Annotated in this window: 17 protein-coding genes and 1 pseudogene; 12 read left to right on the top strand and 6 right to left on the bottom strand. The window is 71.6% G+C overall.

The window, feature by feature from the left end:
* Positions 1 to 43 precede the first annotated feature (43 nt).
* The 3 genes from ABGB05_RS35950 to ABGB05_RS35940 form a co-directional block, all read right to left on the bottom strand.
* On the bottom strand, positions 44 to 1,924 hold the full coding sequence (locus tag ABGB05_RS35950) for an acyl-CoA dehydrogenase (RefSeq protein ID WP_347658497.1): 1,881 nt from the start codon (positions 1,922 to 1,924) through the stop codon (positions 44 to 46).
* Between the two features lie 123 nt (positions 1,925 to 2,047).
* Positions 2,048 to 3,184, bottom strand: a complete 1,137-nt coding sequence (locus ABGB05_RS35945) for a PP2C family protein-serine/threonine phosphatase (protein WP_347658496.1) — start codon at positions 3,182 to 3,184, stop codon at positions 2,048 to 2,050.
* A gap of 195 nt (positions 3,185 to 3,379) precedes the next feature.
* Positions 3,380 to 4,021: a septal ring lytic transglycosylase RlpA family protein gene (locus ABGB05_RS35940; protein WP_347658495.1), complete on the bottom strand. Its 642-nt coding sequence runs from the start codon at positions 4,019 to 4,021 to the stop codon at positions 3,380 to 3,382.
* Positions 4,022 to 4,209: 188 nt separating this feature from the next.
* Between ABGB05_RS35940 and ABGB05_RS35935 the strand changes: the two genes are divergently transcribed.
* From ABGB05_RS35935 to ABGB05_RS35910, 6 genes are all read left to right on the top strand, one after another.
* Positions 4,210 to 4,815 carry a phosphoribosyltransferase gene (locus ABGB05_RS35935; protein WP_347658494.1) on the top strand — a complete coding sequence of 202 codons (606 nt, stop codon included), beginning with the start codon at positions 4,210 to 4,212 and terminating at the stop codon, positions 4,813 to 4,815.
* Between the two features lie 102 nt (positions 4,816 to 4,917).
* Positions 4,918 to 5,604 carry a response regulator transcription factor gene (locus tag ABGB05_RS35930; protein WP_347658493.1) on the top strand — a complete coding sequence of 229 codons (687 nt, stop codon included), beginning with the start codon at positions 4,918 to 4,920 and terminating at the stop codon, positions 5,602 to 5,604.
* 29 nt (positions 5,605 to 5,633) lie between these two features.
* A complete protein-coding gene (locus ABGB05_RS35925) occupies positions 5,634 to 6,716 on the top strand; it encodes a HAMP domain-containing sensor histidine kinase (protein WP_347658499.1) in 1,083 nt (360 codons plus the stop codon).
* A gap of 233 nt (positions 6,717 to 6,949) precedes the next feature.
* On the top strand, positions 6,950 to 8,671 hold the full coding sequence (locus ABGB05_RS35920) for a DUF4173 domain-containing protein (protein ID WP_347658492.1): 1,722 nt from the start codon (positions 6,950 to 6,952) through the stop codon (positions 8,669 to 8,671).
* Between the two features lie 68 nt (positions 8,672 to 8,739).
* Positions 8,740 to 9,156, top strand: coding sequence for a hypothetical protein (locus ABGB05_RS35915; RefSeq protein WP_347658491.1), 417 nt, complete (start codon positions 8,740 to 8,742; stop codon positions 9,154 to 9,156).
* Between the two features lie 3 nt (positions 9,157 to 9,159).
* A complete protein-coding gene (locus tag ABGB05_RS35910) occupies positions 9,160 to 10,803 on the top strand; it encodes a cation acetate symporter (RefSeq protein ID WP_347658490.1) in 1,644 nt (547 codons plus the stop codon).
* A 23-nt stretch (positions 10,804 to 10,826) separates the two neighbouring features.
* Here ABGB05_RS35910 and ABGB05_RS35905 read toward each other — a convergent pair whose 3' ends face one another.
* From ABGB05_RS35905 to ABGB05_RS35895, 3 genes are read right to left on the bottom strand one after another with little or no spacing between them, the layout of a single operon-like run.
* Complete coding sequence (locus ABGB05_RS35905; RefSeq protein ID WP_347658489.1) at positions 10,827 to 12,332, bottom strand: FtsX-like permease family protein; 1,506 nt, start codon at positions 12,330 to 12,332, stop codon at positions 10,827 to 10,829.
* A gap of 40 nt (positions 12,333 to 12,372) precedes the next feature.
* Positions 12,373 to 13,062 carry an ABC transporter ATP-binding protein gene (locus ABGB05_RS35900; protein WP_347658488.1) on the bottom strand — a complete coding sequence of 230 codons (690 nt, stop codon included), beginning with the start codon at positions 13,060 to 13,062 and terminating at the stop codon, positions 12,373 to 12,375.
* Complete coding sequence (locus tag ABGB05_RS35895) at positions 13,059 to 13,598, bottom strand: PadR family transcriptional regulator (RefSeq protein WP_347658487.1); 540 nt, start codon at positions 13,596 to 13,598, stop codon at positions 13,059 to 13,061. Before ABGB05_RS35895 ends, ABGB05_RS35900 begins: the two co-directional genes overlap by 4 nt.
* Positions 13,599 to 13,780: 182 nt before the next feature.
* Here ABGB05_RS35895 and ABGB05_RS35890 point away from each other — a divergent pair.
* The 6 genes and pseudogenes from ABGB05_RS35890 to ABGB05_RS35865 form a co-directional block, all read left to right on the top strand.
* Positions 13,781 to 14,320: pseudogene (locus ABGB05_RS35890) on the top strand (flavin reductase family protein); the annotation flags it as partial.
* A 184-nt stretch (positions 14,321 to 14,504) separates the two neighbouring features.
* A complete protein-coding gene (locus ABGB05_RS35885) occupies positions 14,505 to 14,891 on the top strand; it encodes a DUF485 domain-containing protein (RefSeq protein WP_347658486.1) in 387 nt (128 codons plus the stop codon).
* Entirely contained in the window at positions 14,888 to 16,564 is a 1,677-nt protein-coding gene (locus ABGB05_RS35880) for a cation acetate symporter (RefSeq protein WP_347658485.1), read from the top strand. Before ABGB05_RS35885 ends, ABGB05_RS35880 begins: the two co-directional genes overlap by 4 nt.
* A 176-nt stretch (positions 16,565 to 16,740) precedes the next feature.
* Positions 16,741 to 17,718 (top strand): UDP-glucuronic acid decarboxylase family protein, encoded by a 978-nt coding sequence (locus ABGB05_RS35875; protein ID WP_347658484.1) that lies wholly within the window; start codon positions 16,741 to 16,743, stop codon positions 17,716 to 17,718.
* 166 nt (positions 17,719 to 17,884) lie between these two features.
* Entirely contained in the window at positions 17,885 to 19,159 is a 1,275-nt protein-coding gene (locus ABGB05_RS35870) for an LCP family protein (protein WP_347658483.1), read from the top strand.
* A 267-nt stretch (positions 19,160 to 19,426) separates the two neighbouring features.
* Entirely contained in the window at positions 19,427 to 20,374 is a 948-nt protein-coding gene (locus ABGB05_RS35865; protein WP_347658498.1) for an LCP family protein, read from the top strand.
* The last annotated feature ends 174 nt before the right edge of the window (positions 20,375 to 20,548 follow it).

Genomic DNA, 20,548 nt, shown 5'->3' with positions numbered 1-20,548 from the left:
CCTCAGGCCGCTGTCGCACCGGGTGAAGAGCCCCCGGCGCAGCTCAGAAGACGTCCTCCGGAAGGTCCATCAGGTCCGGGTCGGCGCCCTGCACGATCCGCCGGTCGGCACCGATCCGGGGCAGCACCTCACGGGCGAAGAACCGGGCGGCGGCCAGTTTGCCGGTGTAGAACGCCTTGTCCGACTCGGAGACCTCACCGCTGAGCGCCCGCAGCGCCACGTCCGCCTGCCGCTGCAGCAGCCAGCCGACGATCAGGTCGCCGACGGCGAGCAGGAACCGGCGGCTGCTCAGTCCAACCTTGTAGATCGTGCGCGGGTCCTCCTGCGCCTCGCCGAGCCAACCGGTCATCGTGCCGAGCATGGCCTGGACGTCGCCGAGCGCCCGACCGAGCGCGATCCGCTCCTCCTTGAGCTGTCCGTCGCCCTTGTCGGCGGACTCCGCCCCGGCGGCCACCCCCGACTCCACAAAGGCCTGGATCTCCCCGGCCACGGTCAGCAGGCTCTTGCCGCCGTCCCGGACGATCTTCCGGAAGAAGAGGTCGAGGCTCTGGATCGCGGTCGTACCCTCGTACAGGGTGTCGATTTTCGCATCGCGGACGTACTGCTCCAGCGGGTAGTCCTGGAGGAAACCGGAGCCGCCGAACGTCTGCAGCGACTCGTGACCGAGCAGTTCGTACGCCCGTTCCGAGCCGACACCCTTGACCAGCGGCAGCAACAGGTCGTTGACGCCCTTGGCCCGCTTCGCGGCCGACTCGTCACCGGACGCCTCGGCCAGGTTGATCCAGTCCTGCCAGGTCGCGGTGTAACAGACCAGGGCACGCAGCCCCTCGGCGTACGCCTTCTGCAGCATCAGCGACCGGCGGACGTCGGGGTGGTGGGTGATGGTCACCCGGGGCGCGTTCTTGTCCGTCGACCGGAGCAGGTCGGCACCCTGCACCCGGTTCTTCGCGTACTCCAGGGCGTTCAGGTAGCCGGTGGAGAGGGTGGCGATCGCCTTGGTGCCGACCATCATCCGGGCGTACTCGATGATCAGGAACATCTGCCGGATGCCGTCGTGCACATCGCCGAGCAGCCAGCCCTTGGCCGGCACGCCGTGCTCGCCGAAGGTCATCTCGCAGGTGTTCGAGACCTTCAACCCCATCTTGTGCTCGAGGTTGGTGGCGTAGACCCCGTTGCGCTCACCCAGCTCGCCGGTCTCCTCATCGAAGTGGAACTTCGGCACGACGAACAGCGACAGGCCCTTGGTGCCCGGACCGCCGACACCCTCGACGCCGACCGGCCGGGCCAGCACGTAGTGGATGATGTTGGCGGTCAGGTCGTGCTCACCGCTGGTGATGAAGCGCTTGACACCCTCGATGTGCCAGGAGCCGTCCGGCTGGGGGACGGCCCGGGTCCGTCCGGCGCCGACGTCCGAGCCGGCGTCCGGCTCGGTGAGCACCATGGTCGAGGCCCACTGCTTCTCGACGAAGAGCTTGGCCCACCTCTTCTGCCGCTCGGTGCCCTCGCGGTAGAGGGTGTGTGCGAACGAGGGGCCACCGGCGTACATCCACAGTGGCGCGTTCGCGCCGAGGATCAGTTCGGCCGCCGACCACCACAGGGCGCGGGGGGCCTGGGTGCCGTCCAGCTCGGCGGGGAGGTCCATCCGCCAGAACTCGGACTCCATCAGTGCCCGGTACGACCGCTTGAAGACCTCCGGCAGCGGCGCGGTGTGGGTGGCCGGGTCGAAGACCGGCGGGGTGCGGTCGCTTTCGGCGTAGCTGGCCGCGAGTTCGGTCCGGGCCAGCCGGTCGACCTCGGCGAGCACGCTGCGGGCGGTGTCGGCGTCCAGTTCGGAGTACGGGTCCCGGCCGAACGCCTGGTCCGCGTCGAAGACCTCGAAGAGGTTGAACTCGAGGTCGCGCAGGTTGCTCCTGTAGTGGGTCATGGCATTTGCCCCCGCCTCCGAACACGTGTTACCCGACAGTAACTCGAGTCATATTACTCGCGGGTAGAAAACTCCGGTCCCACCCGCCCGAGTGATGACCGCCACACCCCGGCGGCGGCCCGCTCAGCCCTCCGAACCCCCGACCTCCCAGCTCGGTACGGCCACGGTGGTTGCCGGGCGCGGCCCGGGGTACTCCAGCAGGACCAGGGCGATGTCGTCGTCGAGTCGACCGCGCACCCATTCCACCAGCGCGGTCTCCAGCGAGGCCAACCCGTCGCCGACCGTGCCGTGCCCGAGCAGTCGCCAGGCCCGGTCCGCGGTCGGGAAGAACTCGCCGTCCCGGCGCGCCTCGCCGAGCCCGTCGGTGAAGAGCAGCAGCCGGTCACCCGGCTCCAGCCGCTCGACCCGGGGCCGGACCACAGGCATGAAACCCAGGGGCGGCGCCGGCGCCGGCGGCTCCAACGGGATCACCTGACCCCGACGGAGCAGCAGCGGCGGCGGATGGCCACAGTTCACGATCGTCAACGTGCCGCCCCGCTCCTCGACCAGCGCCGCCGTGACGAAATCCTCGTCACCGACGTTGCGGGCCACCGCCCGGTCGAGGTCGGTGACGATCGCCCGCAGGTCCGCCCGCTCGTAGGCGACGTGCCGGTACGACCCGAGCACGATGCTGGCCAGCCGGACCGCGTCCAGCCCCTTGCCCCGTACGTCGCCGATGAGGACCCGTACCCCGTACGGGGTGTCGATCGCCTCGTACAGGTCACCGCCGATGTCCGCCTTCGCGGTGGCCGAGATGTAGTGGCCGGCCACCGCCAGACTGCCGACCCGTGGGCCGACCGGCCGCAGCACGGCCTGCTGGGCCACCGAGGCGAGCTTGGACAGCTCGACGATCTGCTCCGCCTGCCGCTGCCGGAGCACCGCGAACAGCACGGCGATCGCGGTCGCCAGGACGATGCCGACGACGTCCACCGCCGCCGCCTCCGAGGGGAGGTACCCGCTGCTGGCCAGCGACGCCGCGAGTCCGGTGGCCAGCGTGCCGATGACGAGCACCATCGGCCAGGACCCGAACGCGGCGACCAGCGAGGGTGCCAGCACCGCCAGGGCCACGAAATTGATCTTCGATTCCTGGTGCCTGTCGGCCAACTCCACCGCCGCGACGAGCGCGAGCAGCACGAGGGCCGCGCCGAGACCGGCGCGGGAACCAGGGCTCAGCGGGCGACCGCCCGATGGCATCAGTTGCATGGGTACGCGGAACAGCATGCCTGATCGACGCGGGCGATTGAACGAAGTTGGCTCCTCGTCCGACCGGGTTCTGGCCACTGGCGCATCCAACCCTCGCGGTTCCGCCGGACTTCCTCAGGCGGTCAGCCAAGGGTTGCAGGTCGAATGAACATTCCGCGTCCGCCCGGTCCGGCGGCCCGACCCGGCCACCCGCCCACGGGCCCCGGATCCGGGTCAGCCGAGGATCTGGTAGGTCACGTCGACCTCGCCCTGGCCGAGTGGGGCGATCGCCGCGAACGCGGCCCGGGACAGGTCGATGCACCGGCCGTCGACGTACGGGCCACGGTCGTTGATCCGGACCACCACCGACTTGCCGTTCGCCGGGTTGGTGACCCGTACCCGGGTGTTGAACGGCAGGGTCTTGTGCGCGGCGGTCAGCGCGTCCGGGTTGAACGCCTCCCCGTTCGCGGTGACCTGCCCCTGGTCGTAGTACGACGCCCCGCAGGACCCGGTGCCGACCACCTGTTCGCTGTTGGTCTTGGTGGACGACGGCTTCTTGGTCGCGGTCGGCCGCTTCGTCGGAGTCGAGCGGGACGGCGTCGGCCGGGTGGTCGACCTGGAGGCGTGCTCCGGTGACCGGGTCGGCGCGGCCGCGCTCGGGCTCGGGGTGGGGGTGCCCGGCGTCGCGGTGGGGGTGTCCAGGGCGGTCGGCGTCACCGGGTCCGCCACGGACGACACGGCTGCGGTGTCCGGTCCGGCCCCCAACTGCACCGCCCCGGCAGCACCGCCACCGACCAGTGCCACGGCGACCGCACCGGCCGCGACCAGGCCGGTCCGCGACCTGAAGAACCGTCCTCGGGCATGCTTTCCCGCCACCGGCCCGTCCTCTCGTACGACGACTGAGATCGGGTCGGACCGTAACGAGAGCGGCACTTCGGAAGTCAACGTGATCAGGGGTATCTGTTCTGATTTGTGGTGAAACCTTTGGCCGATCATCCGACCCCCGCTGGGTCGTACGGGCCCACCACCGGCGCCCCCGTAGCTGGCCGGGAAGAATGGCCAGGATGCGGAGCGAGCTGCGCGAACGCCTCATCGGTACGTTCCGCTGGACCGACCCCGGACCGGCCAGCACCCACCTGGTCAGCGACATCTCCGGCTGGTGGCGGGACCCGGTCATCCTCGGCGCCCTCGGCCCGGCCCTCGCCGAACCGTTCCGCGCCGACGCGCCCACCGTCGTGATCGCCCCCGAGGTCACCGGACTGCTGCTCGGGCCACTGGTGGCGACAGCCCTCGGGGTCGGTTTCCTGCCCGCGTACAAGCACACCGGCCAGCGGCGGATCGCCGAACCGACCACCTGGGCCTGGACCGGCAGCGACTACCGGGGGCGCCGGCTCGCCCTCGGCGTACGCGAACGGCACCTCGGCCCCGGCGACCGGGCCCTGGTGGTCGACGACTGGGTGGCCAGCGGCGCCCAACTGCGCGCCCTGCACGACCTGGTCGCCGCCCGGGGCGGCACCGTGGTCGGCACCAGCGCGATCGTCGCCGACTGCCCACCGGAGGTGACCACCCGACTGCGGCTGGTCAGCCTGCTCGGCCCGACCGACCTCGAATCGCCAGACCTCGAATCGCCAGACCTCGAACCGCCAGACCTCGGCCCGGCCGGCCACTGAATCCGGCCGCCGGCTGACCCCGGCCCGCGGAGCCGGGGTTCTCCACAGGATCTTCACGACGCCAGCCCCGATCGACCACGCCCCGTCCCTACAGTCGGCGTCATGCACGAACGCCGTATCCTGGTCGTCGAGGACGAGAAGACCATCGCCGAATCGGTCGCGGCCCGACTCCGGGCCGAGGGTTTCGTGGTGGAGATCGCCCGGGACGGACCGGGCGCGGTCGAGGCCTTCCGCCACCACCGACCCGAACTGGTCGTCCTCGACGTCATGCTGCCCGGCTTCGACGGGCTGGAGGTCTGCCGTCGGATCCAGGCCGACCGGCCGGTGCCGGTCCTGATGCTGACCGCCCGCGACGACGAGACCGACCTGCTGGTCGGGCTCGCGGTCGGCGCCGACGACTACCTGACGAAGCCGTTCTCGTTGCGCGAGCTGGCCGCCCGGGTGCACGCGCTGCTGCGCCGGGTCGACCGGGCGGCGAGCGCCGCGAGCCAGCGCCCGGAGATCCTGCGGATCGGCGACCTGGAGATCAACCAGGCGGAACGCCGGGTCCGGCGCAACGGTGTCGAGGCACACCTGACCCCGACCGAGTTCGACCTGCTCGTCCACCTCGCCGGCCGGCCCCGCGCCGTACTGCCCCGGGAGCGGCTGCTCGCCGACGTCTGGGGCTGGGCCGACGGCTCCGGCACCCGGACCGTCGACAGCCACGTCAAGGCGTTGCGCCGCAAGCTCGGCCCCGACCTGATCCGGACCGTGCACGGGGTCGGCTACGCACTGGAGGTCCCCGCGTGAAAAGCCTGCTGGCCACGTTCGACCGGGCGATGGACGTACTGCCCCGGCCACTGGACCCGATCCGGTCGATCAAACTCAAACTCGGCATCCTGCTGGTCGGCTCGGGAGCCGTCGGCATCACGGTGTTCCGGATCGGCATCGGCTGGCTGCCACTGAAGACCACCTTCACGGCGATCGGGCTCGCCCTGCTCACCTCGCAGGTCCTCGCCCACGGTCTCACCTCCCCACTGCGCGAGATGACCGCGGCGGCCCGGGCGATGGCCAGGGGTGACTACACCCGACGGGTCCGGGCCACCTCCCGCGACGAGGTCGGCGAACTGGCGGTGGCGTTCAACCAGATGGCCGGCGACCTGGCCGAGGCCGACCGGCGGCGCCGGGAACTCATCGCCAACGTCTCGCACGAGCTGCGTACCCCGATCACCGCGCTGCAGGGCGTGCTGGAGAACATCGTCGACGGTGTCGCGGAGCCGGACCTGCCCACCCTGCGGGTCGCGCTGGCCCAGACCGAGCGCCTCGGCCACCTGGTCGCCGACCTGCTCGATCTGTCCAGATTGGACGCCGGGGTGCTGCCGCTGCGCCGCGAGGATCTCGACGTCGCGGAGTTCCTGGACGACGTGGTCCAGCAGGCCAGCGTCAACGCGGTCGGCGCCGGGCGCGACGTCCGGTTCGAGGTACGCCCCGAGTCGGCGGAGCTGCGCGTCGAGGCCGACCCCCGACGGCTGCACCAGGTCTTCGCCAACCTGCTGGACAACGCCGCCCGGCACAGTCCGCCCGGTGGCACCGTACTGGTCACCGCCGGACGGGTCGGCAACCAACTGCGGTTCGAGGTCGTCGACCAGGGCGAGGGCATACCGACCCGGCTCCGTCGGGAGGTGTTCGAACGCTTCACCCGGGGTGAGCGGCCCAGCGACGGTGGCACCGGGCTGGGGCTGGCCATCGCGCACTGGGTCGTGGAACTGCACGGCGGCACGATCGCGGTGACCGACCCGCCGCCTCTCGCCTCCCACCGACCGGCTTCGGCCGGACCGACCGGCTGCCGGATCCAGGTGAGTCTGCCCCTGAGCGCCGCGACCGACCTGGCCCATTCCCTTTCGATCCCGGAGCGACGATGAGCACCACGGATCCGAGCCCGACCGCCGCACCCACACCGGCGCCGGCAGACGCACCGACAACCGGCTCGGCGTCAACACCGACAGAAGCACCGACAACCGGCGCGGCCTCAACACCGGCAGCTGCCCCGGCGTCGACACCGACGGCCACGACGACCCCGACACCAGCGGACACAACAGCAGCAACGAACGAACCGACACCCACACCGACTCCGGCATCGGCACCACGGGGGCCGATGCCGGCTGGGAACGCCCCGCCCGGCCAGCGACTGCCATCGGGGGTTTGGCAGCCGCCGGCGGGCGGGGCACCCGTCCCCGCCCTGGCCGGACCCGCCGTTGCGGCGGTACGACCGCCGTCCGTACTCCGTCGGCGCTGGCCCGGCCCGGCAGCCGCCGCGACCCCCGGGGTCCTCGGCACCCTCGCCGGTGCGGCGGGGGTCGCCGCGCTGAGCATCCCGTTGACCCGGACCGGACTCGGCTGGCTGGTCGCCGGATTCGCCGGCACGGCAGCACTGCTCACCGCCGCCGCCTCGAGCGGTGGACGACCCACGGACGCCGCCGCGGACGGCGCGCCGGACACCCCCGAGCGGGCCGGCGGGGCGACGCGGAGGCTCGGACGGCTACGGCGGCTCGGCGGAGCCCGACCACTCTGGGCGCTCGCCACCCTGGCCCTGCTCGGGGTCGGTACGATCCGGGCCGCCGGCTGGCTCTTCGTCCTCTGTCTCCTGACCGCCGGCGTGACCGCGACCCTGACCGTGGCCGACGGACGATCGGTACGCGGCCTGCTGTTCTCCGGGCTGATCCCACCGGCGGCGGTGATCCGGGCACTGCCCTGGGCCGCCCGGGGACTGGACGGATCGGGTCGCCCCGACGGAGGCGGCCGGATCGGCCGTACCGTCGGCACGGTTGTCGTCTCGGCAGTCCTGCTGCTCGTCTTCGGACTGCTGCTCTCCTCCGCCGACGCCGCCTTCGCCCGGCAACTCGACCAGGTACTGCCGGACCTCTCGGTACCCACGGTGTTTCGGTGGATCTTCCTGTTCGTGGCGGTCGGTGCCGGGCTGCTCGGTGCGGCGTACGTGCTCACCGCCCCGCCCGATCTGACCGGCCTCACGATCGGATCCGACCGGGCCCGGCTGCGCCGCTTCGACTGGATGCTGCCGGTGGCCCTGCTCGACCTGCTCTTCGCCGGCTTCGTCGCCGTACAGCTCACCACCCTGTTCGGCGGTGACGACCACGTCCTGCGTACCGCCGGGCTCACCTACGCCGAGTACGCCCGCGGCGGCTTCTGGCAACTGCTCGCCGTCTCGGTGCTGACCCTGCTGGTGATCGGCGCCGCCGCCTGGTGGGCACCCCGGAACGGGCGTACCGACCGGGTGCTGATCCGACTGCTGCTCGGCGCCCTCACCCTGCTCAGCCTGGTGATCGTCGCCTCCGCGCTGTACCGGATGGACGTCTACGCCGACGCCTACGGCGCCACCCGGCTCCGGCTGCTCGTCGCCGCCTGCGAGCTCTGGATCGGACTGCTCTTCGTCCTGGTCGCGGTGGCCGGGATACGGCTGGCCGGCGCCTGGCTGCCCCGCCTGGCCATCGGTACGGCGGTGGTCGCCCTGCTCGGCCTCGCCGTCGCCAACCCCGACCGGCTGATCGCCGAGCGCAACGTCGAACTGTGGCGCAAAACCGGACGGATCGACGTCTGGTATCTCGGCCAGCTCTCCGCCGACGCGGTACCGGCCCTGGACCAGCTCCCCGAACCGCTGCGCGGCTGCGCCCTCATCCCGATCGCCGGCGACCTGGTGGACCGGACCGACCGGTACGGGTCCGGTGACGACCGGCGCCACCTCGCCGACGACTGGCACGAGTTCAACCTCGGCCGCGCCGAGGCCCGAAGGATCCTCGTCGAACATCCGGTCCCCTCGGTACGGGCGTCGATGTCCCTGCCGTCCGCACGGTGCGGGTGACCCGGCCGATCGTCCGGCATCCGCCCCGCACCACTTGACATCCCGGCCGGGGCGGTGAGACTGCCGGAATGGCCAGCCCGATCGATCCCGTCCCGGATCCGGGTCCGCCGGCAGCACCGCCCCGACGGACCCGGGTGGTGCTGGCCGAGGTGACCCGGCGACGGACCGGCGCCGAGGCGACCCGGGTCGAGCTGACCCAGCAGACCCAGGTCGGCGAGGCGCTGGTCCGGGGACTGGTCCGGGCGCAGCTCCGGCTCGCGCTGCGACTGTCCCTGGTGGTCGCGATCGGTCTCGGCGGGCTGCCGCTGCTCTTCGCCACCGCCCCGGCGACCGGGGCCGCGAAACTGTTCGGGGTCAACCTGCCCTGGCTGCTGCTCGGGGCCGCCGCGTTCCCGTTCCTGGTCGCGGTCGGCTGGACGTACGTGCACCTGGCCGAACGCAACGAGCAGGACTTCACCGACGTGGTCCAGCGGCCGGAGCGCTGAGGCGTGGACAATCCGTACACGGTGCCGGCGATCATCGCGGTCACCCTGGTCACCGTCGCGATCGGCTTCTACGGCCTGACCCTGGCCCGGACCACCTCCGACTTCCTGGTCGCCTCCCGGATGGTCAGCCCGACCTGGAACGCGGCGGCGATCGGCGGCGAGTACCTCTCCGCCGCCTCCTTCCTCGGCATCGCCGGACTGGTCCTCAAGTACGGCGTCGACGTGCTCTGGTACCCGGTCGGGTTCGCCGCCGGCTACCTGGCGCTGCTGCTCTTCGTCGCCGCGCCGCTGCGCCGCTCGGGCGCGTTCACCCTGCCCGACTTCTGCGAACTGCGGCTCGGTTCACGGCGGCTGCGCAAACTCGCCACCGCGTTCGTGGTCTTCATCGGTTGGCTCTATCTGGTGCCGCAGCTGCAGGGGGCGGGCCTGACCCTGACCACGGTCGCCGGTGGACCGTACGAACTGGGCGCCCTGCTGGTCGGAGCGGTGGTGACCGCGAACGTGGCGCTCGGCGGGATGCGGGCGGTCACCTTCGTGCAGGCGTTCCAGTACTGGCTGAAGCTCACCGCGCTCGCCGTACCGGCGATCTTCCTGGTCCTGCAGTGGCAGTCGGACGGCCGGCCGGCGGTGACGCCGGAGGCCGGCGCGGTCTTCCCGGCCGCGACCACCGTCGCGGTCGAGCAGGCGGCGACCCTCACCCTCGCCGACGGCACCACCCGGGAGGTACGCCCCGGCGAGCAGCTCTCGTTCGCGGCCGGCGACCCGGTGCCGGAAATCTCCAATGTGGACGCGGTCAGCGGACCCGACTGGTTGTTGCCGAGTACGGCCGGCGACGACGACCGGGGGCTCTTCGCCACGTACTCGCTGATCCTGGCGACCTTCCTCGGCACGATGGGGCTGCCGCACGTCCTCGTCCGCTTCTACACCAACCCGGACGGCGCCGCCGCCCGCCGGACCACCCTGGTGGTGCTGGCCATGGTCGGCGCCTTCTACCTCTTCCCCACCCTGTACGGCGTGCTCGGCCGGATCTACACCCCACAACTGCTGCTGACCGGGCGGTCCGACGCGGTGGTGGTCCTGCTGCCCGAGGCGGCGCTCGGCGGCGGACTGACCGGGCAACTGCTCGCCGCCCTGGTCGCCGCCGGGGCGTTCGCCGCCTTCCTCTCCACCTCGTCCGGGCTGCTGACCAGCGTGGCCGGGGTGCTCTCCACCGACGTCCTCGGCCACGGTTCGGTACGCGACTTCCGGCTGGCCACCCTCTTCGCCGGACTGGTCCCGGTGATACTGGCGTTGAACGTCTCCGGCCTGGACGTCTCGCAGGTCGTCGGGCTGGCCTTCGCGGTCGCCGCGTCCAGCTTCTGCCCGCTGCTGGTGCTCGGCATCTGGTGGCGCGGGCTGACCGACGTCGGGGCGGCGGCGGGGATCCTGGTCGGCGGTGGGGCGGCGGTCGGCGCGGTGCTCTTCACCGTGGTCGGGCCGGAGCTGTCCGGCTGGCCGGCCGTGCTGATCGCCCAGCCGGCCGCCTGGACCGTGCCGCTCGCCTTCACCGTGATGGTCACCGCCTCGTGGGCGACCCGCCGCCGGGCCCCGTCGGACGTTGCCGCGACCATGCTCCGCCTGCACGCCCCGGAGGCCCTCCGGCTGTGAGGCGGAACCCCTCAGGGAGTTCCTCAGGTGGCGCGGAGTTCCTCGACGGCGGTGCTGGTCCGCAGCAGGAGCAGGTTGACCAGCAGCAGGCTGAGCACGACCGCCAGGGCGACACCGACGAACCCGGCCAGGTCGTCGAGGGGCAGTGGCACGGTGCGTACCACCGCCGGCAGTTCGACGCAGTCGGTCGGCGAGGCTTCGCGGCACACCGTGCCCCAGCCGCTGGAGACCTCCCGGTCGTAGAGGCCGCGCTGCAGGGTGATGCCGGTACCGGCGGCCAGCACGATGCCGGCCACCGCCGGGGTCAGGGTCTGCCAGGCCAGCGCCCGGCCCAGGACGGCACGGGGGACCCCGGTGGCGACCAGCGCGGCCATCGCCCGCCGCCGGCTCACGATCGACTCGGCCAACGCGACCAGCAACCCACCGGCGGCGATCACCAGGGCGATCGTGAGCGCGAGGTAGACCAGGTCGTACGCCCCCTGGTAGAACGTGGTGTCCCAGGGCTCGTACGGGAGGCCGGACACCTCGGCGGACCGTCGCGCGTACTCGGCCTCCGCCGCGAACTCGGTGCTCATCCTGATCCGCAGCCCGGCGGCGAACGCGCCGAACAGCACGGCTGCCAGCAGCGCGGCAAGGGTACGGCTGCCGGTCCACGGGTCGGCCGTCAGCCGGCGCGCCGCGAGCAGCCCGGCGGGCCGGCGGGCGAACCGGTGCAGCAGCCGCCCGGTGACATGCGAGATCCAGCCGGTGCCGACGATCACCCCGAGGGTGACCGCCAACTCCGCCACCAGCACGACGAGCCCGAACAGTTCGTACGGCATGCTGCGGCCACTGCGGTCCAGGTACTGGGCGAGCGGTGGGAGCAGGGCGGCCGTCCCGAGCCCGCCGAGGATCAGCAGGCCCGCCCAGGGGCGTGGCGGCCGGGTCCGGACCCGACGCACCACCCCGTACGGGGTCAGCACGACCCGGCGCAGCAGCAGCATCGCGATCAGCCCGGCCAGTACCGGAACTCCGGCCACCACGACGGCGAGTTGCCAGACCGGGGGCAGTACGTCGGTCGGCAGCGCCAGTTTGCCGTCCGCTCCGGGCGTGCCGAGCAGCTGGCGACCGACCAGGTGCAGCCCCAGCCCGGCGAGGGCGCCGAGACCGCTGGCCAGGGCCGCCTCGGTGGCGGCGATCGCGACCGCCTGCCGGGGTCCGGCGCCGGCCATCCGGTACGCCGCGAGCCGGCGGTCCCGGGCCGGTGCCCCGAGTCGGGCGCACTGGCCGGCCAGGACCAGCACCGGAATGGTCAGCAGGACGAGCGTGGCGGCCACCCCGACCCGCAACCCGGCCTCGGCGATCAGCGGGTTGCGGTACTGCGGCGAGACGTTGCTGCCGCCGTCGAGGACGGTCGGGATCGCGAGCACGGTCAGCGCGGCGAGGATCGCCAGGGTGGCGAGTGCGGCGCTGAGCCCGGTCAGCACCACCCGGACGGTGTCGGTACGGCTGCCGGCCAGGGCGAGCCGGAGCAGCACGCCCGGCCTCACCGGCGTACCGCCGCAACGGTGAGCAGCAACGCGCCCGGCCTCACCGTCGTACCGCCGCGATGCCCAGGCCGGTCGGGTCGAGGACGCCGTCGCGCAGCGTCACCTCGCGGTCGGCGTACCCGGCGACCCGCGCGTCGTGGGTGACCAGTACGACGGTGGTCCGCTGCTCGCGGGCGAGCCGGACCAGGTGGCCGAGGACCTGCTCTCCGGCAAGGGTGTCGAGCGCCCCGGTCGGTTCGTCGGCGAAGAGCACCCGGGGTTCGGTGACCAGGGCCCGGGCCAGCGCACAGCGCTGCTGCTGGCCGCCGGACATCTCGCCGGGATGCTGGTCGGCGAGGTCGGCGACGCCGAGCCGGTCCAGCCAGGCGAGTGCCGCGGTCCGGGCCTCCCGGCGCCGGGCGCCGGCGAGCAGCAACGGCAGCGCCACGTTCTCGGCGGCGGTCAACTCGGCGACGAGTTGACCGAACTGGAACAGCACCCCGAACTCGGTCCGCCGCAGTCGGGCGCGTTCCCCCTCGGAACTGGTGTCGATCCGCCGGCCGCGGTAGAACACCTCGCCGGCGTCGACCCGCATGATCCCGGCCAGGCAGTGCAGCAGGGTGGACTTGCCGCAGCCGGACGGTCCGGTCACGGCGAGGATCTCGCCCTCGGCGACGTCGACGGTGACGCCGCGCAGGGCGGGGGTCGGGCCGTACGACCTCACCGCCGCCCGGGTGCCCAGGAAGCTCATCGGGCCGTCACCTCCCGGTGCAGGTCGGCGACCCGGTCCAGGGTGGTACGCAGCCACCGCAGGTCGGCGTCGAGGTGGTTGATGCCGTAGTCGGCGGCGATCACGTCGGCGACCGACGCGGTCGGGTCGGTCTTGACGGCGGTGAGTTCCCGGACTCGGTCGGTGTGCGCCTGCCGCTGCCGGCTGAGGTAGTCGCGGGCGCGGCTGAGGTCGGCGACCAGCAGCGTGATGATCACCTTGGCCAGCAGCACGCTGTTCAGGTGCGGCAGTGGGGGTTCGACCGCGCCGAGCCAGCTGTCCAGGGCGGCCTCGCCGGGCGGGGTGACCGCGTACGGCGTCCGGTCGGGCCCGGCCTCGCGCTCCTGGCCGGCCCGGGCCACCAGGCCGTCGCGTTCCAGCCGGCCGAGGGTGGCGTAGACCTGCCCGTACGGCAGGGGTTTGGCCTTGGGCAGCCGCAGGTCGTAGTCGCGTTTGAGGTCGTAGCCGTGTTTCGGCCCGGTCGCGAGCAGCCCGAGCAGGACGTGCGGGGTGGACATGGGGGCCACTATTCACTGAGCGAATAGCCGACGTCAAGCCGGCACGACGGCGTGCCGGGCCCGCATCATCCGAACCGGCGGCCCGCCGAACCGGTGGCGTGCCGAACCGGTGGCGTGCCGAACCGGTGGCGTGCCGGACCGGCCCGGGCGGCACAATGGGCAGCGTGCGCCGAGCAGAGCCGCCGGGCGGGCAGATCCACCACACCGACCCGTTCGCCACTCCGGAAGAGCAGCGGTCGCCGGTCCGCCGCCTGCGGGGCCGGCTCGCCGCGCCGGTCACCCTCTGGACCGCGTACGCCGAGGCGTCGGCGTCACCTCCGGCCTCACCGGCCGGGCTGACCGTCTCCTCGACCCTGGTCGCCGACGGGGAACCGGGCCGGCTGCTCGGGCTCGTCGACGAGGAGTCGGAGTTGTGGGAGGCGGCGTCGGCGAGCGGCCGGTTCGCGGTCACCCTGCTCGGGCCGGCACACCGGCAGCTCGCCGACCGGTTCGCCGGGCTCTCCCCGGCGCCGGGTGGCCTCTTCGCCATCGGCGGGTGGACCGGTACGCCGTACGGGCCGGTGCCGGTCGACTCGGGTGGCTGGGCCGGCTGCCGGCTCGACGGCTTCCGGGCGTACGGCTGGTCGCTGCTCGTCGAGGCGACCATCGAGACCGTCGAGCTGACCCGCGACGCCCTGCCGCTGCTGCACCACCGGGGCCGCTACCGGGAACTGGGCGGCTGACCCACCACCGGGGCCGCCCCTTCCGCCCTCGTCGCCGAGCGGCGTGACCGGCGTCACTCGGCGCAGCGATCGGCCCGTTCGGCGCAGCCGCCGACCAGGCTCCGGATCACCGCTTTCCGATCTCCGGGTCGCTCCATACCGTGCCCGAAACTCCGGATCCCCCGTTGAAGGTGGTGAGACCTGCATGTCCACGGATACGCCCGCGCCGGCCAGCGCCCCGCCAGACCGGTACGTCGCGATACAACAGTCGGATGAGTTCGCCGGGCTACGCAAGGCGCTGCGCGGCTTCGTCTTCCCGATGACCGCGGCGTTCTTCGTCTGGTACGCCCTGTACGTCATCCTCTCCGCGTACGCCCGCGGCTTCATGGGCACCAAGCTGATCGGCAACATCAACGTCGCGCTCGTCTTCGGGCTGCTGCAGTTCGTCTCCACCTTCCTCATCGCCTGGCTCTACGCCCGGTACGCGGGCCGGAAGCTGGACCCGGTCGCCGACCGGATCCGGGAGGGCCTGGCGGGCGAGTCGTCGGCGGAGAGCAGCGCCGAGAGCACGGACGGCGAGGTGGCCAAGTGAAGGAGATCCTGCTCGCGGCCGAGGCGGGCAACAGCACCGCCCGGACCCTCACCATCACGCTCTTCCTGGTCTTCGTCGCGGTGACCCTGGGGATCACCGTCTGGGCCAGCCGGCAGACGAAGACGGCGACCGACTACTACGCCGGTGGTCGCTCGTTCTCCGGTTTCCAGAACGGGATGGCGATCGGCGGCGACTACATGTCGGCGGCGTCGTTCCTCGGCATCGCCGGCATCATCGCGCTGTACGGCTACGACGGCTTCCTCTACTCGATCGGCTTCCTGGTCGCCTGGCTGGTGGCGCTGCTGTTGGTCGCCGAGCTGCTCCGCAACTCGGGCCGCTACACGATGGCCGACGTGCTGGCGTTCCGGATGCGGCAGAAGCCGGTCCGGACGGCGGCGGCGGTCTCCACGATCACCGTTTCGATCTTCTACCTGCTGGCCCAGATGGTGGGTGCGGGTGCCCTGGTCGCGCTCCTGCTCGGCATCCGGCCGGGTACGACGTTCCTCGGCATGGACGCGGACGCCGCGAAGATCGCGACGATCATCATGGTCGGCGCCCTCATGATCGTCTACGTCACGGTGGGCGGCATGAAGGGCACCACCTACGTCCAGATCGTCAAGGCGTTCCTGCTGATGAGCGGTGCGCTGGTGATGACGATCCTGGTGCTGGCCCACTACAAGTTCAACCTCTCCGCCCTGCTCGGCGACGCCGCGAACGCCTCGGGCAAGGGCACCGCGTTCCTCGAACCGGGGCTGCGGTACGGCGTGGAGGTCGCCGGCAACTCGGCACAGACCTTCTACAACAAGATGGACCTGCTCTCGCTCGGCATCGCGCTGGTCCTCGGCACCGCCGGTCTGCCGCACATCCTGATCCGCTTCTACACCGTGCCGACCGCGAAGGCGGCCCGGAAGAGCGTGCTCTGGGCGATCGGCATCATCGGCACCTTCTACCTGTTCACCCTGGCCCTGGGCTTCGGCGCGGCGGCACTGGTGGGCCGGGAGGCGATCACCGCCCAGGATCCGGCCGGCAACACGGCGGCGCCTCAGCTCGCCGAGGCGCTCGGCGTCGACTTCCTCGGTGGTGACGTCGGTGGCGCGGCGATGCTCGCGATCATCGCGGCGGTCGCCTTCGCGACCATTCTCGCCGTGGTCGCCGGACTGACCCTGGCCTCGTCGTCCAGCCTCGCCCACGACTTCTACGCCAACGTGGTCAAGGGCGGGCAGGTGTCGGAGCGGCAGGAGGTCAACGTCGCCCGGATCTCGGCCCTGGTGATCGGCGCGATCTCGATCGTGCTGTCGATCTTCGCGCAGAACCTGAACGTCGCGTTCCTGGTGGCCCTGGCCTTCGCGGTGGCGGCGTCCGGAAACCTGCCGGCGATCCTCTACAGCCTGTTCTGGAAGCGGTTCAACACCTCCGGCGCGGTCTGGGCGATCTACGGCGGTCTGATCAGCGCGGTCGGGTTGGTCTTCTTCTCCCCGGTGGTCTCCGGGGCGGCCACCTCGATGTTCCCGGACCAGGACTGGCAGTGGTTCCCGCTGTCCAACCCGGGCCTCATCTCGATCCCGGTCGGTTTCCTCTGCGGCTGGATCGGCACCCTGGTCTCCAAGGAGACGGACGCCGACAAGTACGCCGAACTCGAGGTCCGGGCGCTCACCGGCTCGGGAGCGCACTGACCCGCGTCGACTCCACCGCGAGTCACCGCGAAGTAACGGGTGGTGCCGGGTAACGTCGGTTACCCGGCACCACCCGTGCCGTTGTATGGCCCGAGGGCGGACCCGTCGTACCGGCCGGGGCGGATCCGACACTCCCTCACCATGCCCGAGATCAGCATCCTGGGTAGGCTGGCACTATGGTGGTAGCCCAGCGCTTCGGAGCAGAACACCGCATCCTCGTCACCGGTGGTGCCGGATTTGTCCCCTCTCACCTGGTTGACGCGCTGATCGCGCGGGGCTGCACGGTGGTCGCGGTGGACAACTTCATCACCGGCTCCAAGGAGAACGTCGCCCACCTGGCGGACCACCCACGGTTCACCCTGGTCGAGGCCGACGTCTCGGACGGACTGCCGAGCCACCACCCGGCGATCGCCGAGCGGTTCGACGCGATCATGCACCTCGCCTCGCCGGCCAGCCCCACCGACTTCGCCACCATCCCGATCGAGATCCTCCGGGTCGGCTCGCTCGCCACCCTGCACCTGCTCGACCGGGCGGTCACCGACCGGGCCCGGTTCATCCTCGCCTCCACCTCCGAGGCGTACGGCGACCCGCAGGTGCACCCGCAGGTCGAGACGTACTGGGGCAACGTCAACCCGATCGGCGTCCGCAGCGTGTACGACGAGGCCAAGCGCTTCGCCGAGGCCAGCACGATGGCGTACCACCGCTACCACGGGCTCGAGGTCGGCATCGTCCGGATCTTCAACACGTACGGCCCACGGATGCGGCCGGACGACGGCCGGGCGATCCCCACCTTCATCACCCAGGCGCTACGTGGCGAGCCGCTGACCGTGCACGGCACAGGCGCCCAGACCCGGTCGATCTGCTACGTCGACGACCTGGTCCGAGGCATCCTGCTGCTGCTCGACTCGACCGAGACCGGCCCGATCAACTGCGGCACCGAGCACGAGGTCACCATGCGGGAGCTCGCCGAGACGATCGTGACGCTGACCGGGAGTGAGTCGAACATCACCTACGTCACCCGGACCGCCGACGACCCGGAGATGCGGCGGCCGGATCTGACCCTCGCCCGGGAGCGGCTCGGCTACCAGCCGACGATCTCGCCCCAGGAGGGGCTACGCCGCACGATCGAACACTTCAGCCAGCGGCTGAGCTAGCCAACACAGCAGCCAGCGGCTGAGCTAGCCGACACAGCAGCCAGCGGCTGAGCTAGCCGACACGGCAGCTGGTCGGGGCGGTCGCGGGCGGGGCAGAGTACCAGGTTCGTGCCAGGTCGCACGTGGCACTCAGCGGTTTCTTGGCTCCGCTACGTACCCTGAGGTCATGTTCGAGAGCCATCCCCCGAACGGACCTGTCCACGGCCACCGGATGAACCCCGGCGGTGCCGGCGGCGGCGCGGTGCCGGCGCCCGGCCCGGCCGGCCCGAGCCGGATCTCCGGACGTGCCCAGGTCGGCGTGCCGGGCCAGCCCCGTTCCGGGTACGGAGGTCCGTCCGGTCCCGGTGGACCGGGTGGTCCCGGTGGACCGGGTGGTCCCGGTGGGCCGGGCCTGCCCGGTGGCCCCGGCGTTCCCGGCCGGCGCGGTCCCCGGCCCCGGTGGGGGCGGATCGCCCTGGTGGCGAGCGTCGCCGTGCTGGTGCTCGGGCTGCTCGCCGGCGGCGGCCTCTGGGTGTACGTCAAGGGGCTCGACAACGACCTGAAGCGGACCGACCCGTTCGCCGAACTGGCCGGTGGCCGGCCCACGTCGGTCAGCGGCGCGCTGAACATCCTGATGGTCGGCAGCGACTCGCGGGATCCGGACGCCCCGGTCGACCAGGCCAGCAAGTGGCGGGCCGACACGATCATCGTGATGCACATCCCGGCCAGCCACGACAAGGCGTACCTGGTCTCGATCCCGCGCGACCTCTACGTGCCGGTTCCGGAGAACGCCGGGGCGGCGTGCGACAGCGGCCAGCGCCACAAGATCAATGCCGCGTTCGCGATCGGCGGCCTGCCGCTGGCGGTCCGGACCGTGGAGTGCTTCACCGACGTCCGGATCGACCACGTGATGGCGATCGACTTCGCCGGTTTCAAGGAGGTGACCGACGCCCTCGGCGGGGTCGACCTGAAGGTCGAACGGGACATCACCTCGATCCACAAGCCGTTCCGGAAGTTCAAGAAGGGCGTCAACCACATGAACGGGGCGGAGGCGCTGGACTGGGTCCGCCAGCGCTACCAGTTCCCCGACGGCGACTTCGCCCGGATGCGGCACCAGCAGGAGTTCCTGCGGGCGCTGATGGACAAGGCGGCCAGCAGCGGCACGCTCACCAACCCGGCCAAGCTGAACGCGTTCCTCAAGTCGGTGACCAAGGCGGTGACCGTGGACGAGGGTTTCTCCCTGGTCGACATGGCGATCCAGTTCCGCAACCTGCGGGGTGAGAACCTCCAGTTCATCACCAGCCCGCACCTGGGCAGCCAGACGATCAACGGCGAGTCGGTGGTGGTCTCGGACCGGGAGAAGGCGCTCGCCATGTACCAGGCGATGGCGAAGGACACCATGGAGGCGTGGGTGACGGCGAACGTCACCCCGACGAAGAGCCCGGCCGGCAACGGCGGGTGACGGTTCCCTGACCACGGCGACCGAAAAACGCAAAAGCCACTGGACGCCCAAACCGGGCCCTTAGCCTGAGGTGAAGAAGCTTCGCTCAGCCGGGTCCGGGGAGGGGTCACGTTCACGTCGAGACGGTCGGCTCCGGACGAACCCGAGGGGCCGCCACACGAGTCCGCCCCCGACTCCGGCCCTGACACGGAGGACGCCGGACCCGCCCGGACGCGCCACAGGGCGCCGGCCTGGGCCAAGCTGGCCCTCGGAATCGGAGTGGTCCTGGTGGTGCTCTCCGGCGTCGGTGGAATCGGTCTGCGGATGCTGGCCAACCGGTACGACAACGCCGTGGTCAAGGAACTGCTCCTCGACCCGGCCGCCCGTCAGGAGCAGGGCGACGTCACCGGCCCGCTCAACTACCTGCTGGTCGGCTCCGACGAGCGGGTCAACGCGGCCCCGGGCACCGACCAGCGGTCCGACACGATCATGATCGCCCACCTGCCGGCCGGGCTGGACCAGGCGTACCTGATCTCCGTACCCCGGGACCTGCTCGTCGAGATCCCCCCGGCACCGGCGACCGGCTGGCCCGGCGGAGCCGACAAGATCAATGCCGCCTTCCAGTACGGCGGCGGCGGCCAGGGCGGCACCCAGTTGCTCTCGGCGACGCTGACCCAGCTCACCGGTCTGCGGTTCGACGGCGCGGCCCTGGTCAACTTCGCCGGCTTCCAACGCGCCATCGACCTGCTCGGCGGCGTACGGATGTGCGTCGACACCGAGGTCCGGTCGATCCACACCCAGGCGGTCTTCACCCCGGGCTGCCACGAGATGACCGGAGCCCAGGCCCTCGACTTCGCCCGCCAGCGCTACGGCCTGCCGAACGGCGACTTCGACCGGCAACACCACCAGCAGCAACTGCTCCGGGCGATGATGGACAAAACCACCGCCACCGACATGCTGCGCAACCCGCTCCGGCTCGACCAGGTGATCCGGGCCATCGGCTCCTCGTTCACCGTCGACACCAACGGCGTACCGCTGGAGGACCTGATCTTCGGGATGCGCCGGATGCGCGCCGACGCCCTGCACGGGATCCAGCTGCCGGCACACGCCGAGACGATCGACGAGGTGTCGTACGTGCTGATGGACGAGCCCGCGAACGGCCTCTTCGCCTCGATCCAGAGCGCGGACCTGGAAACCTGGGCCCGGGCCAACCCGAAGTGGGTCCGTCGGCTCTAGATGATTGAGTCCTAAATCTGGCCTGGTGGGGGACTTGGCGTATCGATACAGGGAAGGGTGTCGTTGTCTGCTCGTGACTGCCGACATCGACACCCTTCTGACTGCACTGTACGTGTTCGTAGACGATCACCTGGTACCGCATCGCCGCCGTCCCGGCCGTCCCCGGCAACTGTC

Origin of the sequence: Plantactinospora sp. B5E13, from assembly GCF_039871775.1 — a bacterium.
In the GTDB taxonomy this organism is placed as follows: Bacteria; Actinomycetota; Actinomycetes; order Mycobacteriales; family Micromonosporaceae; genus Plantactinospora.
This window is presented reverse-complemented; position numbering and strand designations above follow the sequence as displayed.

What these genes read in the sequence shown, in the direction of transcription:
- ABGB05_RS35950 (WP_347658497.1), bottom strand. Translation starts at nt 1,924, where the DNA reads ATGACCCACTACAGGAGCAACCTGCGCGACCTCGAGTTCAACCTCTTC.
- ABGB05_RS35945 (WP_347658496.1), bottom strand. Translation starts at nt 3,184, where the DNA reads ATGCTGTTCCGCGTACCCATGCAACTGATGCCATCGGGCGGTCGCCCG.
- ABGB05_RS35935 (WP_347658494.1), top strand. Translation starts at nt 4,210, where the DNA reads ATGCGGAGCGAGCTGCGCGAACGCCTCATCGGTACGTTCCGCTGGACC.
- ABGB05_RS35930 (WP_347658493.1), top strand. Translation starts at nt 4,918, where the DNA reads ATGCACGAACGCCGTATCCTGGTCGTCGAGGACGAGAAGACCATCGCC.
- ABGB05_RS35925 (WP_347658499.1), top strand. Translation starts at nt 5,634, where the DNA reads ATGGACGTACTGCCCCGGCCACTGGACCCGATCCGGTCGATCAAACTC.
- ABGB05_RS35920 (WP_347658492.1), top strand. Translation starts at nt 6,950, where the DNA reads ATGCCGGCTGGGAACGCCCCGCCCGGCCAGCGACTGCCATCGGGGGTT.
- ABGB05_RS35915 (WP_347658491.1), top strand. Translation starts at nt 8,740, where the DNA reads ATGGCCAGCCCGATCGATCCCGTCCCGGATCCGGGTCCGCCGGCAGCA.
- ABGB05_RS35900 (WP_347658488.1), bottom strand. Translation starts at nt 13,062, where the DNA reads ATGAGCTTCCTGGGCACCCGGGCGGCGGTGAGGTCGTACGGCCCGACC.
- ABGB05_RS35895 (WP_347658487.1), bottom strand. Translation starts at nt 13,598, where the DNA reads ATGTCCACCCCGCACGTCCTGCTCGGGCTGCTCGCGACCGGGCCGAAA.
- ABGB05_RS35885 (WP_347658486.1), top strand. Translation starts at nt 14,505, where the DNA reads ATGTCCACGGATACGCCCGCGCCGGCCAGCGCCCCGCCAGACCGGTAC.
- ABGB05_RS35875 (WP_347658484.1), top strand. Translation starts at nt 16,741, where the DNA reads ATGGTGGTAGCCCAGCGCTTCGGAGCAGAACACCGCATCCTCGTCACC.
- ABGB05_RS35870 (WP_347658483.1), top strand. Translation starts at nt 17,885, where the DNA reads ATGTTCGAGAGCCATCCCCCGAACGGACCTGTCCACGGCCACCGGATG.